This is a genomic window from Kitasatospora sp. NPDC049258 (assembly GCF_040678895.1).
Taxonomy (GTDB): Bacteria; Actinomycetota; Actinomycetes; order Streptomycetales; family Streptomycetaceae; genus Kitasatospora.
The window spans coordinates 318,703-333,879 of record NZ_JBFAQT010000001.1 but is presented as its reverse complement, the minus strand read 5'-3'; the positions used below and the strand labels follow the sequence as shown (position 1 = coordinate 333,879).

Here is a 15,177-nt window from a genome sequence, read left to right as displayed (position 1 = left end):
GTGGACGGGCGCGGGCGGGCGCATACCATGGACCGGCCGACACCTGGAGGGTCCATGACCGCCCGCCCGACCATCGACGACGCGCAGCGGCGGGCCCGGCTGGGAGTGCGGCAGTTGCTGGCGCCGCCGCACCGGGCGGCCACGCCGGAGCAGGTCGCGGAGGCGGTGATCGCCCTGCATGCGACCGACCCGGCCAGCGTCTTCCTCTCGGCGGCCGCCCGGCTGGCCCGGCCGGATCCGGTGGCCGCGGTGGAGCAGGCGCTGTACGAGGACGGCACGCTGGTGCGGATGCACGGCATGCGGCACACCCTGTTCGTGGTGCCGGCCGGTCTGGCGGCCACCGTCCAGGCCTCCACCACCACCAAGGTCGCCGCGAAGGAGCGCCGCGGTCTGACCGACTTCGCGGCGCAGGGCGGCTTCGACGCCGGCTGGCTGGCGGAGGTGGAGCGGCAGGTGCTGGCCGCGCTCGCGGATGCCGGCGAGGCCACCGGCGCGCGGCTCGGCGAGCTGGTGCCCGGGCTGCGCGAAGGCATCGAGGTGGCGGTGGGCAAGCCGTACCAGGCCACCCAGACCGTCGGGGTGCGGCTGCTGCGGGTGCTCGGGATGGAGGGTTCGATCATCCGCCGTCGCCCGCTCGGCGGTTGGACCAGCGGCCAGCACCAGTGGGCGACGCACCCGCCCTACCCCGAGGCGTCCGTCGCCGAGGCGCAGGCCGCGCTGGCCGCCCGCTGGCTCGCCGGCTACGGGCCGGCCACCGTGGCGGATCTGCGCTGGTGGACCGGCTGGGGGCTGCGGGAGGTCCGGGCGGCGCTCGCGGCCTGCGGCGCCGTGGCGGTCCGGCTCACCGAGGGCGAGGGCTTCGTCCTGCCCGAGGACACCGAGCCGGTGCCCGAGCCGGCCCGCTGGGTCGCGCTGCTCCCGGCGCTCGATCCGGCGCCGATGGGGACGAGATACCGCCACTGGTTCCTGCCCGACGCCCATCAGGCCGAGCTCTTCGACCGCTCGGGCAACATCGGCCCCACGGTGTGGCTGGACGGCCGGATCGTCGGCGGCTGGGCCCAGCGGGCCGACGGGGAGATCGTCTGGGAGCTGCTCGAACCGGTCGGCCGGGAGGTCGGGTCCGCCGTCGGGGCGGAGGCCGCCCGGCTGCACGCCTGGGTCGGCGCGACCAGGATCACGCCGCGGTTCCGCACCCCGTTGGAGCGCCGGCTCTCGGCCTGACCGGTGCGGGCCGGCGGACCGCGGGTGGGCGGACGGGCCGGGGCCCGGCCCCGCCGGAGCGGGGCCGGGCACGTTGACGGGGCACCGGCTCACCGGCTCACCCGGTGCCCGCGGGAGGTCAGCCGGCCGTGCAGGTCAGCGTCGGGGCCGCGTTGGCGCCGGAGTAGCTCGCCCCGAACCCGAAGGCGGTCGAACCCCCGGGCGCCACCGCGCCGTTGTAGCCGGCGTCGACCACGGTGACCGACTGGCCGCTCTGGTTCAGGCCGCCGTTCCAGAGGTTGGTGATCTGCTGGTTGCCGCCCCAGCTCCAGGTCACCTTCCAGGACTTGGTGGCCGCCCCGCCGGTGTTGGTGACGGTGACGTCGGCGTTGAAACCGGCGCCCCAGTCACTGCTGACGGTGTACCTGGCGGTGCAACCGGAACCGCCGCCGGTACCCGCGCTCGTACCGACCACCAGCGCCGCCGAGAGGGCCGAGGCGTTGCCCGCCGCGTCCCGGGCCCGCACCGTGTAGCTGTACGAGGTCGAGGCGGCCAGGCCGCTGTCGGCGTACGAGGTGGCCGTGGTCGAGCCCACCAGCGCGCCGCCGCGGTACACGTCGTACCCGGTGACGCCGACGTTGTCGGTGGCGGGCGACCAGGCCAGCGACACGCCCGAGGAGGTCACGGCCGTGGAGCGCAGCCCGGTGGGCGTGGTCGGCGCGGTGGTGTCCGGGCCACCGCTGCCACCCAGGGGCGGGTAGGCGTTCTTCAGCAGCTCCTGGAACTGCGCGGAGAACCAGTGCCCGGCCAGCGGGGAGTTCGGCAGTGCGCCGGACATCTGGTTGCCGTTGCGGGGGTTGCCGGTGTACGTCGGGTCGCACATCCGGTCGAAGCCCTTGCCCTCGTCGTTGGCGATCTGCGAGCTGGCGCCGTCCGACTCCCCCGGCGGCTTCACCCACACATAGGCGTCGATCCCGGGCTGCGGGGCCGCCGCGGGCCGCTCGCCGAGGCCGGCGCCGGACTGGTTGCACCAGTTGCCGGCCTGGAGGCGGCGGTCGATCCGCCCGCCGTCGACATAGCTGTCCACGCTGGTCCTCGGCCCCGCACCGGCGGGCCGCGCGGTGCCGCCCCAACCGTTGCGGGAGGTGTCGATCAGCATCCCGACACCGGCGTCGAAACCGGCCGCGACCGCCCGCTGCCGGAAGGCCTGGGCGTAGGAGAGCTCGTCGACGTAGCGGTTCCAGTCGACCCACTTGCTCTGCCGCACCGAGGTGCCGTTGACGGAGTCGTCGATGGTGAAGTTCGGCTCCTTGAGGGCCGAGTAGTTGGCTGTGTTGACGACGAAGCCCTGGACGTTCGCCACGGTGCTGCCGGAGGCGGTGGCCGCCTGGTGCAGCAACTGGACCGTCGGGTCGAGGTTGGAGTCCCAGCCGAGCCAGCCGTGGTGGCCGGCATCGATGTAGTTGTAGACGTTGGGGACGGCGCCGAGCTTGGCGAGCGCGTAGCCGACGCCGCTGACGTAGTTGCCGTTCGCCTTCATGGTGTCGCACTGCGGTGTGGCGGTCGCCGTGCCGCCCGCGTTGGTGACCAGGTTGGGCAGCGAGTCGATCTCGACGGTGGTGACGATCCGCAACCCGGCGTAGGCCGGGTCGGCCAGGACGGCGGCGATCGGGTCGATGTACTCCGTCTTGTAGCGCGGGAGTTCGGTCGGGCCGAGCTCGCCGTTGGAGGCCAGGGCGGCGCAGTCGCGCCCGGGCAGGTCGTAGATGACCAGCTGGACCACGAACGGCCGGCCGGCGGCCTGGGTGACGGCCGCGTTCAGGTGGGCCCGCAGCCCCATCGAGCCCGCCCCGCCCTGGATGGCGGCGATCCGGTCCAGCCAGACGGCGGTCGGCTGGCCGGCCACGGCGCTGCCGCCGGGCTCGGCCGCCGCGTGGGCGGACCACTCGGGGTTCACGTAGACGCCGGCGCCCGCGTACGGGTTGTCGACCCGGGCGGCCTCCGCCGTCCGGGCCGCCTGGGCCGACCGGGCCGGGGTGGAAGCTGGTTGGGCCGACTGGGCGGCGGCTGCCGGGAGGACGCCGGCGGCCGTCAGGGCCGTCACGGCGAGTGCTGCGCGCAGTCCGCGCAGGAGGTGGGATGGCACTTACGGATCCTTTCGGGTGGGGGTGGATCCTGACGTGCTGTTCGGCATCCCGCTATGGGAGCGCTCCCATAGCGGGCGGTGCAACCTGGCGTCAACGGGCTTACGGAGTCGCGGAACTGAGCTGCCGTCCGGAGCGGCACGGCGGGAGCTCGCTGGAACGTCCGCCCGCCAGGTGGGGGTTCTGAGCTCACCGCTTATCAAGCCATGCACACAGTCAATCGTCAAGCGGTGCAGCAGCGTTCAGAAGATGAAGGCTCCGCGCACATGGGAGCGCTCCCGAAGGCCGGCCACCACCCCAGGCCGGGAGCAATCGGCGGCGGGCTCAGGAACGGCCGGGCTCGGGCCGGCGACCGTACTCGGCGATCCACCGGGAGCCGAGCAGGATGATGTCGGCGGTCTCCACCGGGCGGCCGGTCGCCTGGTCGTAGTGGGTGCGCTCGACGGCCAGCACCACCACCCCGGGCTGGGCCGCGAGCTTCTGGGCCTCCTGCCGGGTGGCCTGACGGGCACTCACCCGCTCGACCGGGAGGCCGACCTCGATCCCGATCACGGCCATCCGGTCGGCGATGCCGATACCGCCGTGCGGGCCCGCCTCGGGAAGCACGATCAGGCTGTTCCCGGTGACGGACATCGGCTCCCAGGAGTCCGTGAGCTGCACCGGCACCCCGTCGGCGAGGTGCACGTACCCGGTGTGCACCACCGGGTCGCCGACCGCGACGCCGAGCCGGGCGGCGATCGCCGCATCCGCCCTGGCCGTCGACGACTCGGTGCGGCGGGTCGGATCCACGCCCTGCTCGGCCAGCATCGCCCGGATGGGCGATCCCCGCCCCGGGCCAACCCGCTGATGCCGCACCAGGACCTTGGGCGCCTCCTGCGACTGGACGAAGAACCGGCGCCGGGGCGGGCCACCACCAGGTTCTCCTCGATCAGGATGCCGTACGCCCGCTGGGCGACTCCGCCCGAGAAGCCGTACTCCTCGGCCAGTTCGCTGATCGAGGGGAGGCGCTCGCCCGCCACCACCCCGCCGTCGACGATCCGGGCGCGCAACTCGTCCGCGATGCGGAGGTACGGCGGGGTGTCCGTCACGGCGTCCCTCTCTACTGCATCGGTATGACCTGGATGACACGGTAGCGCGAGTGGGGGTACTGTATCGATACTGTTCAACCGTACCTATAGGGGGCTCGGTGCAGATCAGTGCGCGCGCGACCGCTCTGCGCCGTGCCATCGAACGGGCCACCGGGGAGCCGGCCGCCGCGCACCGCACCGAGGCGGGCCTGCGGATCAGCGCACCCGTCCCCGCCGACTGCGGCCCCGAGCGCTGGGCCGACATCCTCGGCGCCCTCTCGGCCGCCGACCGCTGGGGCGCGTCCGGCGCCGCAGGGCTGACCCAGATCTGGGTCGAGATCCAGGAGGACCTGTGACCATCCGCCAACTCCCCTGCCCGGCTGCGGGATCCGCCCCCGGCGGCGCACCATGACGGAGCACCGCTGGGAGCCGGGCCGCTACCAGGTCGACCACTTCCCGCCCGACACCCTCGGCCGGGTGCTCTGGGGCATCCGCGACCTCCACCACGACGGCGCCTGGGTGGAGACCGGCGGCGAGCTGGAGCGCTACCCGCTCCGGGGCAGCGCCGAGCAGTGGATCCGGGCCCGCCGGTACCTCGACGAGGGACGGATCCGTGGCTGAACAGGCGCCCGTGGCACGGACCATGGGGTACTGCGTGGACTGCCGGGACTATGTGCTCGGGCATCCGGTCCGACCGATCAACGACCGGGCGGAGGCGGTCGATCAGCACCGGGACTGCCCCGCGCGGCCCGATGCCCCGGGGCGGGATGCCCTGGCGTGCGGGCCCGCCCGTACGGCAACGCCGGCCGGGCGGGCGGGGCCGGGTAGGTGACTCCCGAGCCCCGCTCGCCGACCTGACGAAACCGGGCCGGGTCACCCCAGGCGCGCGTCGGCGGTCAGCGACTCGACCAGCTCGTCGACCCGGCTCCCGGGCAGGCCCCGGGAGGCGAACCAGGCCCCGACGTTGCGCACGTCCCGCTCCAGGAAGGAGAGCCCGCGCGGGTTGGCGATCACGTCCACGATCTGCGGCACGTCGATGATCACCAGCCGCCCGTGGTGGACGAGGATGTTGTACGCCGACAGGTCGCCGTGCGCGTACCCGTCGAACGCGAGCAGCGACAGGCTGCGGCCGAGCTGCTCCCAGAGGTCCTCGATGTCGGCTTCCTCGGAGCGGAGTTGGGCGAGCCGGGGCGCGGCCTTGCCGCCCTCGTCGCCGACGAACTCCATCAGGATCTCGGTACCGGTGATCTGCACCGGGTACGGCACGGCGACCCCGGCCGACCAGAGCCGGCACAGCGCCGCGAACTCGGCCGCCGCCCACTGGCCGGCGATCGCCTCCTTGCCGAACGCGGTGCGCTTGGCCATCGCCCGGGAGACCCGGGACTCCTTGTGCTGGCGGCCCTCCAGGTAGCCGGAGTCCCGGTGGAACATCCGGTGCTGGGCGTCCCGGTAGCGCTTGGCGGCCATCAGGGTGCGCCGCCCGGTGCCCGGCACGCCGCGCTCCAGCAGGAAGACGTCGGCCTCCTTGCCGGTCTTCACGATCCCGAGCTCGGTGTCCACGGCCGCCAGCTCGGTCACCACCCAGGCGGGACGCGGCTCGGGCCCCTTCTCGGTGGGGGTGGACCGGTCCCAGGTGGACCAGCGGTCGCCCTCGGCGGGGCCGTCCGCCACCGGGGCGGGTGCGTCGAGAGCGTAGAAGGCGTCGGAGTCCTCGGCCGACTCGGCGGCCCGGGGTTCCTCGACGGGGAAGTACTCGGGTTCGAAGTCGTCGAACCGATCGGACCGGCGGCCCCGCCGGGCACCGCCCTTGGGGCGGATACGGGAGAAGGAATCGCTGTCGGCAAAGCGCTCACGCACTGCGGTGGCTCCTGAGGAGTGGCCCACCGGGCGCGTCCGATACGACGCGCTGTCAGCCGGTGGGGAGATGACGAACGAGGAAGGCGTATGGCGCGCACACCAAGGCGCGCCGCGACACGGCGGCAACCATCCGGACACACCTCCTCGACATCAGGCACTCGGGCCCTCGCACGACACCGGCGAGGACGTCAGTACCTTAACCGCTCCCGCCCACGGCGCAACCGAATTGTTCGGCAGGCGTCGCACCGGAAGCCGGCGTGATGGCCTGCGGCTTCCGGTGCGACGTCTGCTGCTCCCGGCCCGGCGGATGTCCGCGCACTCCCGTCCGGCACCGATGACTCAGGCGGCCTTGCGGTGCTGGGTGGTGGCGAGTTCGCGGATCGCGTCGGCGATGGCGCGGTGGTCCTTGCGGAGGATCTTGGAGTGGTTGCTCGGGACCTTGGCGCTGATCCGGATGTTGGGGTTGCGGGTGAGCACCGGGTCGAGGTTGGTGCGGATCTTCTCCATCAGCTGTGCGTCGCCGCCGAGGTTGCCGCCGCTGGCGAGCAGGTAGCGGGTGGGTGCGGTCAGGCGGTCGAGGACGGGTTCGAGGGCGGCGGGCGCGCAGAGTTCGTTGATCTCGATGTTGATCTCGGCGTGCTGCGCGGCGCTCATCCGGGCGGCGAGGCCGAGCGGGCGGGCGATCGGGAAGAGCGGGCTGAGCCGGCGGAAGAGCTTGCGGATCTGCTGCCGGGCGGCGTCGTCGAGCCAGTCGTGGGGCAGGGCGCCGTCCACGGAGACCACGGCGTGGGTGCGGTCGGGGTGTCGGGCGGCCCAGTGGACCGCGATCATGGCGCCGTAGGACCAGCCGACCAGGATCGGCCGCTCCACGGCCCGGGCGGTGAGGACGGCGTCCAGGTCGCGCAGGCACGCCTCGAAGGAGTAGTCGGCGGCGCGCTCGGACTTGCCGCGGGCGCGCTCGTCGTAGGTGATGTGGCGGAAGGCGGTGCTACCGGTGCTGCCGGTGCTGCCGGTGTCGAGGTCGGCGATGACGCGCCGCCAGTGCGACTGGTCGGCGTAGGAGCCGTTGAGGTAGACGACGGGCCGGCCGGGCCCGCCGGTGTCGGTGACGGCCAGTGCGGTGTCGTCGACCCGGACGGTGCCCCTCCAGGCGGACCGGTGGGTGGGGTTGCTGACGGTCATGGTGCTGCTCCTTCGCGGGATGTCCGGTGCTCGGCGGGTCGGGCGGCGGGTCAGAGGCTGCGGGCGGTGATGTCGCCGTGGGCGGTGGTGGCGTGGATGGTGAGGGTGGTGGTGGGGTCGGTGTTGTTGAGTGCGTTGTGGATGCGGCCGTAGGTGGTGCCGGCGTCCAGTGACGCGGAGGCGCCGCGGGTGACGCCGATGGAGATGTCGCCGGCCTGGGTGTGCAGGGTGACGGTGCCGCGGGTGGCCTCGGTGATGTGGATGTCGCCCTGGGCGGTGCTGATCCGGGCAGGACCGTCGAGGCGGCCGAGGGTGATGTCGCCGGCGAGGAGGGTGAGGTGGGCGCTGGTGGCCTCGTCGAGCTTGATCGAGCCCTGTGCGCTCTCGTAGGTGATGTCGCCGAGCCGTCCGACACCGCGAAGCTCGGCGGTGGCGGTCTTCGCCTGAACGCTGGAGCCGGTGGGGAGTTGGACGGTCACCTCGATGGATCCGGGGTGGCCGAGGACGCGGTTCTTGGCGGGTGCGGTCTCGATGTGCAGGGTGCCGTCGCGGTAGTCGGCGGTGGTCAGCTGGGCGGCCTTCAGGTCGCGGCTCCTGGTGGGGTCGGCGGGGAGGATCTCGACCGTGGTGTCCGTCCGGTCGGCGGCGATGAACCGGATGCGCCCGGCGGGGATGTCGAGGGTGGTGGAGATCGGGCTGGGGGTCTGGAACTTCTGCATGGTCCGTGTCCTTCGGCTTGTCGTTTCTGACATTGGAAACGCTACGTTGCGTTCGAGGTTCCTTCAACAGTCTTGTTGCGCAAAATCCCTATCCCTGCAGGCAGATGGCGCAAAATTGTTGCAATGGTCTTCGAAGGTAATGCAACGTCAGGGAGCCGCTCGTTGCAATGGGCTGCGGGTTAACGCTATGCTGGCGATCCCGAGGAGAACGAAGGAGATCGCGGATGCCGGGAGGCAGGCTCACCCAGCAGGAACGCCAGCAGATCGCGCTGGGGGTGGCCGACGGCCTCGCCTACGCGGAGATCGCCAGACGGCTCGACCGCCCGACCTCGACGATCACCCGGGAGGTGCTGCGCAACGGCGGCCCCACCGCCTACCGCGCCGACCTGGCCCACCGCGCCACCGAACGCCGCACCCACCGGCGCGCGCAGGCCTCCCCCCACGGCACGCAGGCGCCCCCGCCGGCCCACGGACGCGACGCCGAGGCCGTGCGCGCGTACGAGGAGGTGTTCACCACCGTCCTGATGCAGGCGGGCACGCCCAAGATGATGGCCCGGGTGATGGTCTGCCTCTACACCACCGACGCGGGCAGCCTCACCGCGGCCGAACTCGTGCAGCGCCTCCAGGTCAGCCCGGCGTCCATCTCCAAGGCGGTCGCGTTCCTGGAGAGCCAGGGCCTGGTCCGCCGGGAACGCGACGAACGCCGCCGCGACCGCTATGTCGTCGACGACGACGTCTGGTACCAGGCGATGATCGCCAGCGCCCGGGCCAACGCCCAGATCATCGAGACGGCACAGCAGGGCGTGGCCATCCTCGGCCCCGGCACCCCCGCCGCCGCCCGCCTGGAGAACATCGCCCGGTTCCTCGACTTCGTCAGCGAGAGCATCACCCGCGCCGCGGAACAGGCTCGCGAGGTGCTCTACACCAAGGCCGAACCCCCCTCGGACGGGGCCACCTGAGCCATGTTCGGATCGCTGCCGGGGCCGGGTCTGGCGCTACGGCCGACCCGGGCCGGGGTCGGCGCGGGGCCGGGGTCGGGGTCAGGCCGGGAAGAGCCAGCGGCGGAGCAGGCGGGTGACGGCGGGGAGAGCCAGATAGGTCATCAGGATGCTGATGAGCGGGGCGAGCAGCAGGGTGCGGACGGCCACCGGGAGGCCGGCCAGGTGCGGGGCGAGCAGCAGGTTCACGGTGAGGGTGAGCGGGGCGATCGCCACCGTGGAGGCCACCGCCATCTTCCAGCGGGCGGGCGGGGTGCGCCGGGCGCCGGTCGGGGTGGTCGCGAACCAGCCCTCCATGCCGTGGAGTTCGCGTCGGGCGACCTCCACATGGTGGCCGTCGACCCGGGCGAAGCAGGCCGCCCGGGCGGGCGAGGACTGCCAGGCCCGGAACGCCTCGGCATCGCGGAAGTGCAGCAGCAGGTGCCAGGGGTCGCCGGCCCCGGCGGGTCGGAGCAGACCGGTGCCCAGGTTGCCCGGGTGGGCGGCGGCGGCGCCGAGGATGCCGCGTGCCCAGGCCTCGAAGGACTCCTCGTACCCGGAATCGACCCGCCGGGCCACGAACAGCGTGACCTCCTCGCCCTGCTCGCCCTGCTCGCCGTGCTCGCCCGCGCCGGCCCCGACGCCCTCCACCACAGCCATGCCGCTCTCCCGCATCCGGTCGCTCCAGGCGGGCAGGCTACGGGGTCGGGGTGGTCGGCGTCGCCGCCGTCCACGGAGCGAGGCGGGCCGGCCGGCCGTGGCGGCCGGGTGGGCCGGGTTGGCCGGGTGGGCCAGGTTGGCCGGGTTGGCCGGGTTGGCCGGGTTGGCCGGGTTGGCCGGGTGGGCCGGGTGAGCCGGGTGGGCCGGGTGGGCCCCGGTAGCGTGGGCCGGCGGGGCCGGATGATCGGAAGGAGCAGCCGTGTTCGGGTTCGAGTCGTTCGACCGCAGCGGGACGGGCAGCAGCAAGTGGGCCCGCGCCGGTGCCGGGCGGATCGCGCTCGGCCTCGCCGACATGGATCTGCCCGGCCCGCCGGCCGTCGGCGCGGCGCTGGCGGCCAGGGCCGGGCACGGCGCCTTCGGGTACACGGTGTGCGACCCGGGCGGGCGGCGGCTGGTCGCCGACTGGTACCGCCGCCGGCACGGCGTCGAGGTGGACCCGGACTGGGTGATGCTGCTGCCGTTCGGCCCGCGGACCGCCGTCCGGCTGCTGCTGGAGGCCGCCGAACCGCGGGGGCCGGTGGTGTTCGGTTCGCCGGAGTGGGGCGGGTTCGGGCCGGTCTGCCGGGCCGCTGGGCTGCCGTACCACGAGGTGCCGCTGCTCCCGGACGCGGACGGGTACCGGCTGCCGCTGGAGGAGTTCGCCCGGCTCCGGCCGGGGGCGGTGCTGGTGAGCAGCCCGCACAATCCGTCCGGGCGCCCGTGGCGGCCCGCGGAGATCCGGGCGCTGGCCGAACTCGCGGCGGAGTCGGGCGGGTTGCTGATCTCGGACGAGGTCCACGGCGACCTGGTCCACCCCGACGCGGGCGCCCGGCACCCGGTGGCGGTGGCGGTGGCAGGTTCGGCAGGTTCGGCGGCCGCGGCCCAGGACGGGCCGGCCCGGTGCACGGTCACGCTCAACTCGGTCGGCAAGACCTTCAACACCTCCGGCATCCCCAGCTGCTTCGCCCTGGTGCCGGACGGGCGGCTGCGCGAGCGGCTGGGCGCGGTGATGGCCGGGTACGGGTGCTGGGAGGGCGGGCTGCTGGAGCAGGTGGTGCAGCGGGCCGCACTGACCGAGGGTGAGGAGTGGCTGGAGGGGCTGCTGGGTCATCTGGCGGCGGCCCGGGACCTGGCCGTGGCCGCCCTGGGCGACGCGGTGCTGGCGCGGCCGCAGGCCTCGTACCTGCTCTGGCTGGACGCGGCCGCGCTGGGCCGGCGGGCCGGCCTGGCGCCCGGGTTGCCACCCGAACGGACCCGGGAGGCGCTGCTCACCGAACGTGATGTCGAACTGGCGGACGGCTCCGACTTCGGCGCCGCCGGCCGCGGCCGCCTCCGGCTCAACTACGCGCTGCCGCTCGCCCGCCTGCGCCTCGCACTCACCCGGCTGACCTGCATGGACGGACTCTGAGCGGCGCCAAGGTTTGCCGCGTTGCAGACTGAGCAGGAAGAACCGGGCCGCAAATCGCGAACCGAGGGATGGTGAGTCCGGTGATACCCGCACGTCCGCACCAGGCAACGGCACAGCAGGAACCGCCACCGAGCGTGACACCGCTGACCGAGGCATCGGCCGAGGAGCACCTGGCCGGCATCTGTTTCAAGATCGGTCCGCCCCGGTTGATCGGGGTCGAGACCGAGTGGTTCGTCCATGACTCCCGATGTCCCGACGCTCCGGTGGATCCGGCTCGGGCGGCCGCCGCCATCGCGACGCTGCCCGGTCACCCCGAGGGCCCGCGGCTTCCGGCGGGCGCCACCCTCACCCACGAACCCGGCGGACAGGTCGAGCTCAGCTCCCCGCCCGCCGAAGGCGCCGCCCGATGCGCGAACGATCTCCTGCGGGACCAGGCGGCCCTCCGCGCCGCGTATGCCACCCAGGGTCTGTGCCTGACCGGGAGCGGCACCGATCCGCTGGCCCGCGAGCGCCGGATGCAGCTGGCCCACCCGCGCTACCTGGCGATGGAGCAGTACTTCGCCCAGTCCGGGCCGTGGGGCCGGATCATGATGTGCGGCACCGCGTCGGTGCAGGTCAGCGTGGATGCGGGGACCGCGACCGGGGCGCAGTCGCTGGCGGAGCGCTGGCGCCTGGTGCACCTGCTCGGGCCGGTGCTGGTCGCAGCCTTCGCCAACTCGCCGCTGCTGGACGGCCGCCCGACCGGTTACCGGTCGACCCGGCAGATGGTGTGGTCCCGGATGGACCCGAGCCGCACGCTGGCCCCGGCGCCGGACGGCGACCCGCGGGCCGCCTGGGCGCGGTACGTGCTCGACGCCAAGGTGCTGTGCGTGCAGCGGCCGGACGGGCTGCCGTGGACGGCCCCGACCGGGCTGCGCTTCCGGGACTGGCTGCGCGGCGCGGGCGAGCGGCCGGCCACGCTGGCCGATCTGGACTACCACCGCACAACGCTGTTCCCGCCGGTGCGCCCGCGCGGGCACATGGAGCTGCGGATGCTGGACGCCCAGCCGGGCGACGGCTGGCTCACGCCGCTGGCGCTGGTCAGCGCGTTGCTGGACGACCCGGTGGCCGCCGATGCGGCGTTCGAGGCGCTGGAGCGGCTGCACGCCGTCGAGGGTGTGGACGGTCGCGGTGGAGTGAGCGTTCGCGCCGGCGTGAACGCTCACGACAGGGTGAACGTCGGGGCCCGGGTGAACGGTAGCGCGGCGGTGAACGGTAACGACGGTGCGAGCGCTCGCGACGGAGTGAACATTCACGCAGCCGTGAGCGGTCGTGACCCCCGCAGCGTTCACAAGAGCGCGAACATTCACCAGATGGTGAATGACGGCGCAGCCGTGAACGGTCGCGGTGCCGTGAACGCGCGCGGATCCATGAACGGTCGCGCCGCCGCGCGCGTCGACTTCACCGCGAACGCCCCCCGCAACGCGCTGTGGCAGCGAGCCGCCGTCCTGGGCATGACCGACCCCGAGCTGCGCCGGGCCGCCCTGGCCTGCTTCGGCGCCGCCGAGCAGGCGCTCGGCCGGACCGAGGGCACCGACCTCCTGCGCGAACGGCTGACAGCCTTCGCCGAGCGCTACCCGGCGCGCGGCCGCTGCCCCGCCGACGACCAACTCGACACCCTGCGAGCAGGCGCCCGCCCCGTCCCCGAGGAGGCCGCACCGTGCTGAACACCGACCGGCCCGAGCCGACCACCACCCGCGCCGACCGCCCCACCCCCGCACCGGCCGCCACCCCCGTACGCAGGGCCGGGGCCGCACCCGGGGCCGGGGCCGCACCCGCCGCGCTCCGCGAGCTGATCGCCGACGAGCTGATCGCCGCCCGCGCGCGCACCGCCCGGCTGACCGACTGCGTCGAGGACCACGACCTGACCGCCCAGCACTCCCCCTTGATGTCGCCACTGGTCTGGGACCTGGCGCACATCGGCAACCAGGAGGAGCTGTGGCTGCTGCGCAACGTCGGCGGCCGCGACCCGATGCACCCCGAGATCGATCCGCTGTACGACGCCTTCGAGCACCCGCGCTCCGAGCGCCCGACCCTCCCCCTGCTGCCGCCCCCCGAGGCCCGCTCCTACGCGCACGAGGTCCGTGGCCGGGTGCTGGACCTGCTGGCCGCCAGCCCCCTGGAGGGCACGCCGCTGCTCGAGGACGGCTTCGCCTTCGGCCTGATCGCCCAGCACGAGCAGCAGCACGACGAGACCATGCTGATCACCCACCAGCTGCGCCGGGGCCCGGTCGCGCTGACCGCACCACCCCCGCCCGCGCCCGCCGGTGCCGAGCGGCTGCCGGCGGAGGTCCTGATCCCGGCCGGCCCCTTCACCATGGGCACCGACACCGAGCCGTGGGCGCTGGACAACGAACGCCCGGCCCACCGGGTCGAGCTGCCGGCCTTCCGGCTGGACACCGCTCCGGTGAGCAACGCCGCCTACCAGCGGTTCATCGCCGACGGCGGCTACGACGAGCCCCGCTGGTGGACGGCCGAGGGCTGGGAGCACCGGCAGCGCAGCGGCCTGTTCGCGCCGCTGTTCTGGAGCAGCGAGGGCGGCCAGTGGCTGCGCCGCAGGTTCGGCGCGGTCGAGCCGGTGCCACCGGACGAGCCGGTGCTGCACGTCAGTTGGTACGAGGCGGACGCCTACGCCCGGTGGGCCGGCCGGCGGCTGCCCACCGAGGCGGAGTGGGAGAAGGCCGCCCGGCACGACCCGGCCACCGGCCGCTCCCGCCGCTTCCCCTGGGGTGACGCCACTCCCGGCCCCGAGCACGCCAACCTCGGTCAGCGGCATCTGCAGCCGGCGCCGGTCGGCAGCTACCCGCAGGGTGGTTCGGCGTACGGGGCACGGCAGTTGATCGGTGACGTGTGGGAGTGGACGGCCAGCGACTTCCTGCCGTACCCGGGCTTCCGGGCCTGGCCGTACCGGGAGTACTCCGAGGTCTTCTTCGGGCCGGAGTACAAGGTGCTGCGCGGCGGCTCGTTCGCGGTGGCACCGGTCGCCTGCCGGGGCACCTTCCGCAACTGGGACTACCCGATCCGCCGGCAGATCTTCGCCGGCTTCCGCACCGCGCGCTCCGCCGAGGACGACTGATGTGCCGCCACCTCGCCTACCTCGGCCCCGCGGTGCCGATCCAGCAGCTGCTGGTGGAGCCGCCGTTCGGCCTGTACCGGCAGTCCTGGGCACCGCGCTCGCAGCGCCACGGCACGGTCAACGTGGACGGCTTCGGGGTCGGCTGGTACGCGGACGGCGACGAAGTCCCCGCCCGGTACCGGCGGGCCGGGCCGATCTGGGCCGACCGGTCCTTCGCCGACCTGGCCCGGGTGGTGCGCACCCGGGCGCTGCTGGCCGCCGTCCGCTCGGCCACCCCGGGGTGCGCGGACGGCGAGAGCGCGGCGGCCCCGTTCGCCGCCGGGCGCTGGCTGTTCAGCCACAACGGCGCGCTGCCCGGCTGGCCCGAGCGGTACGACAAGGCCGCCGCCGCGCTGCCGCCCGCCGAGCTGCTGGCGCTGGAGGCGCGCAGCGACTCGGCGCTGGTCTGGGCGCTGGTGCTGCACCGCCTGCGGGCGGGCGCCCCGCCGGGCGAGGCGCTGGCCCACGCCGTGCAGGCGCTGGCCGGTCACGGCGAGGCCCGGCTCAACCTGCTGCTGACCGACGGGACTTCGATCGCGGCGACGGCCTGGGGCGACACCCTGTTCCACCGCACCGAGGGCACCCGGACGCCCGAGGGCACCGGTCCGGACCACGGCGGCTCGGTCCTGGTCGCCTCCGAACCCGGCGACGACGGGCCGGGCTGGATCCCGGTGCCGGACCGCTCCCTGCTGATCGCCGACCGCAGCGGCGTCGACGTCCATCCGATCAGAGCGACCTGACCGGCCAAACCGGTCCAACAGCCACCACCC

At 74.0% G+C, this 15,177-nt stretch carries 14 protein-coding genes and 1 pseudogene; 8 read left to right on the top strand and 7 right to left on the bottom strand.

Going from position 1 to position 15,177, the window contains the following annotated elements:
• Positions 1-54 precede the first annotated feature (54 nt).
• Positions 55-1,221, top strand: a complete 1,167-nt coding sequence (locus AB0K43_RS01590) for a winged helix DNA-binding domain-containing protein (protein ID WP_363634565.1) — start codon at positions 55-57, stop codon at positions 1,219-1,221.
• Between the two features lie 118 nt (positions 1,222-1,339).
• On the opposite strand, the gene AB0K43_RS01585 is transcribed toward AB0K43_RS01590, so the two are convergent.
• From AB0K43_RS01585 to AB0K43_RS01575, 3 genes and pseudogenes are all read right to left on the bottom strand, one after another.
• Entirely contained in the window at positions 1,340-3,157 is a 1,818-nt protein-coding gene (locus tag AB0K43_RS01585; RefSeq protein ID WP_363634702.1) for a glycoside hydrolase family 6 protein, read from the bottom strand.
• 511 nt (positions 3,158-3,668) lie between these two features.
• The gene (locus AB0K43_RS01580) at positions 3,669-4,151 is read right to left on the bottom strand and encodes a UTRA domain-containing protein (RefSeq protein WP_363634563.1); all 483 of its coding nucleotides are present in this window, start codon (positions 4,149-4,151) and stop codon (positions 3,669-3,671) included.
• A gap of 143 nt (positions 4,152-4,294) precedes the next feature.
• Positions 4,295-4,363: pseudogene (locus AB0K43_RS01575) on the bottom strand (hypothetical protein); the annotation flags it as partial.
• Between the two features lie 167 nt (positions 4,364-4,530).
• Here AB0K43_RS01575 and AB0K43_RS01570 point away from each other — a divergent pair.
• Positions 4,531-4,767 carry a hypothetical protein gene (locus AB0K43_RS01570; protein ID WP_363634561.1) on the top strand — a complete coding sequence of 79 codons (237 nt, stop codon included), beginning with the start codon at positions 4,531-4,533 and terminating at the stop codon, positions 4,765-4,767.
• 52 nt (positions 4,768-4,819) lie between these two features.
• On the top strand, positions 4,820-5,032 hold the full coding sequence (locus tag AB0K43_RS01565) for a hypothetical protein (protein ID WP_363634559.1): 213 nt from the start codon (positions 4,820-4,822) through the stop codon (positions 5,030-5,032).
• Between the two features lie 252 nt (positions 5,033-5,284).
• On the opposite strand, the gene AB0K43_RS01560 is transcribed toward AB0K43_RS01565, so the two are convergent.
• From AB0K43_RS01560 to AB0K43_RS01550, 3 genes are all read right to left on the bottom strand, one after another.
• Complete coding sequence (locus AB0K43_RS01560) at positions 5,285-6,268, bottom strand: RIO1 family regulatory kinase/ATPase (protein WP_363634557.1); 984 nt, start codon at positions 6,266-6,268, stop codon at positions 5,285-5,287.
• Positions 6,269-6,607: 339 nt separating this feature from the next.
• On the bottom strand, positions 6,608-7,450 hold the full coding sequence (locus AB0K43_RS01555) for an alpha/beta hydrolase (protein WP_363634555.1): 843 nt from the start codon (positions 7,448-7,450) through the stop codon (positions 6,608-6,610).
• Positions 7,451-7,500: 50 nt separating this feature from the next.
• Positions 7,501-8,169 carry a DUF4097 family beta strand repeat-containing protein gene (locus tag AB0K43_RS01550; protein WP_363634553.1) on the bottom strand — a complete coding sequence of 223 codons (669 nt, stop codon included), beginning with the start codon at positions 8,167-8,169 and terminating at the stop codon, positions 7,501-7,503.
• A 224-nt stretch (positions 8,170-8,393) separates the two neighbouring features.
• Between AB0K43_RS01550 and AB0K43_RS01545 the strand changes: the two genes are divergently transcribed.
• Positions 8,394-9,128, top strand: a complete 735-nt coding sequence (locus tag AB0K43_RS01545; RefSeq protein WP_363634551.1) for a helix-turn-helix domain-containing protein — start codon at positions 8,394-8,396, stop codon at positions 9,126-9,128.
• Between the two features lie 81 nt (positions 9,129-9,209).
• On the opposite strand, the gene AB0K43_RS01540 is transcribed toward AB0K43_RS01545, so the two are convergent.
• Positions 9,210-9,806, bottom strand: a complete 597-nt coding sequence (locus tag AB0K43_RS01540) for an antibiotic biosynthesis monooxygenase (protein ID WP_363634549.1) — start codon at positions 9,804-9,806, stop codon at positions 9,210-9,212.
• Positions 9,807-10,065: 259 nt separating this feature from the next.
• On the opposite strand from AB0K43_RS01540, the gene AB0K43_RS01535 reads away from it, so the two are divergent.
• From AB0K43_RS01535 to egtC, 4 genes are all read left to right on the top strand, one after another.
• The gene (locus AB0K43_RS01535) at positions 10,066-11,253 is read left to right on the top strand and encodes an aminotransferase class I/II-fold pyridoxal phosphate-dependent enzyme (protein ID WP_363634547.1); all 1,188 of its coding nucleotides are present in this window, start codon (positions 10,066-10,068) and stop codon (positions 11,251-11,253) included.
• 134 nt (positions 11,254-11,387) lie between these two features.
• The gene (gene egtA / locus AB0K43_RS01530; RefSeq protein WP_363634545.1) at positions 11,388-12,959 is read left to right on the top strand and encodes an ergothioneine biosynthesis glutamate--cysteine ligase EgtA; all 1,572 of its coding nucleotides are present in this window, start codon (positions 11,388-11,390) and stop codon (positions 12,957-12,959) included.
• Between the two features lie 125 nt (positions 12,960-13,084).
• Entirely contained in the window at positions 13,085-14,368 is a 1,284-nt protein-coding gene (egtB, locus tag AB0K43_RS01525; protein ID WP_363634700.1) for an ergothioneine biosynthesis protein EgtB, read from the top strand.
• Positions 14,368-15,147 (top strand): ergothioneine biosynthesis protein EgtC, encoded by a 780-nt coding sequence (egtC, locus tag AB0K43_RS01520; RefSeq protein ID WP_363634543.1) that lies wholly within the window; start codon positions 14,368-14,370, stop codon positions 15,145-15,147. The genes egtB and egtC overlap by 1 nt, the downstream gene beginning before the upstream one ends.
• Positions 15,148-15,177: the final 30 nt, after the last annotated feature.

What these genes read in the sequence shown, in the direction of transcription:
- AB0K43_RS01550 (WP_363634553.1), bottom strand. Translation starts at nt 8,169, where the DNA reads ATGCAGAAGTTCCAGACCCCCAGCCCGATCTCCACCACCCTCGACATC.
- AB0K43_RS01580 (WP_363634563.1), bottom strand. Translation starts at nt 4,151, where the DNA reads ATGCTGGCCGAGCAGGGCGTGGATCCGACCCGCCGCACCGAGTCGTCG.
- AB0K43_RS01555 (WP_363634555.1), bottom strand. Translation starts at nt 7,450, where the DNA reads ATGACCGTCAGCAACCCCACCCACCGGTCCGCCTGGAGGGGCACCGTC.
- AB0K43_RS01540 (WP_363634549.1), bottom strand. Translation starts at nt 9,806, where the DNA reads ATGGCTGTGGTGGAGGGCGTCGGGGCCGGCGCGGGCGAGCACGGCGAG.
- AB0K43_RS01590 (WP_363634565.1), top strand. Translation starts at nt 55, where the DNA reads ATGACCGCCCGCCCGACCATCGACGACGCGCAGCGGCGGGCCCGGCTG.
- AB0K43_RS01545 (WP_363634551.1), top strand. Translation starts at nt 8,394, where the DNA reads ATGCCGGGAGGCAGGCTCACCCAGCAGGAACGCCAGCAGATCGCGCTG.
- egtC (WP_363634543.1), top strand. Translation starts at nt 14,368, where the DNA reads ATGTGCCGCCACCTCGCCTACCTCGGCCCCGCGGTGCCGATCCAGCAG.
- AB0K43_RS01565 (WP_363634559.1), top strand. Translation starts at nt 4,820, where the DNA reads ATGACGGAGCACCGCTGGGAGCCGGGCCGCTACCAGGTCGACCACTTC.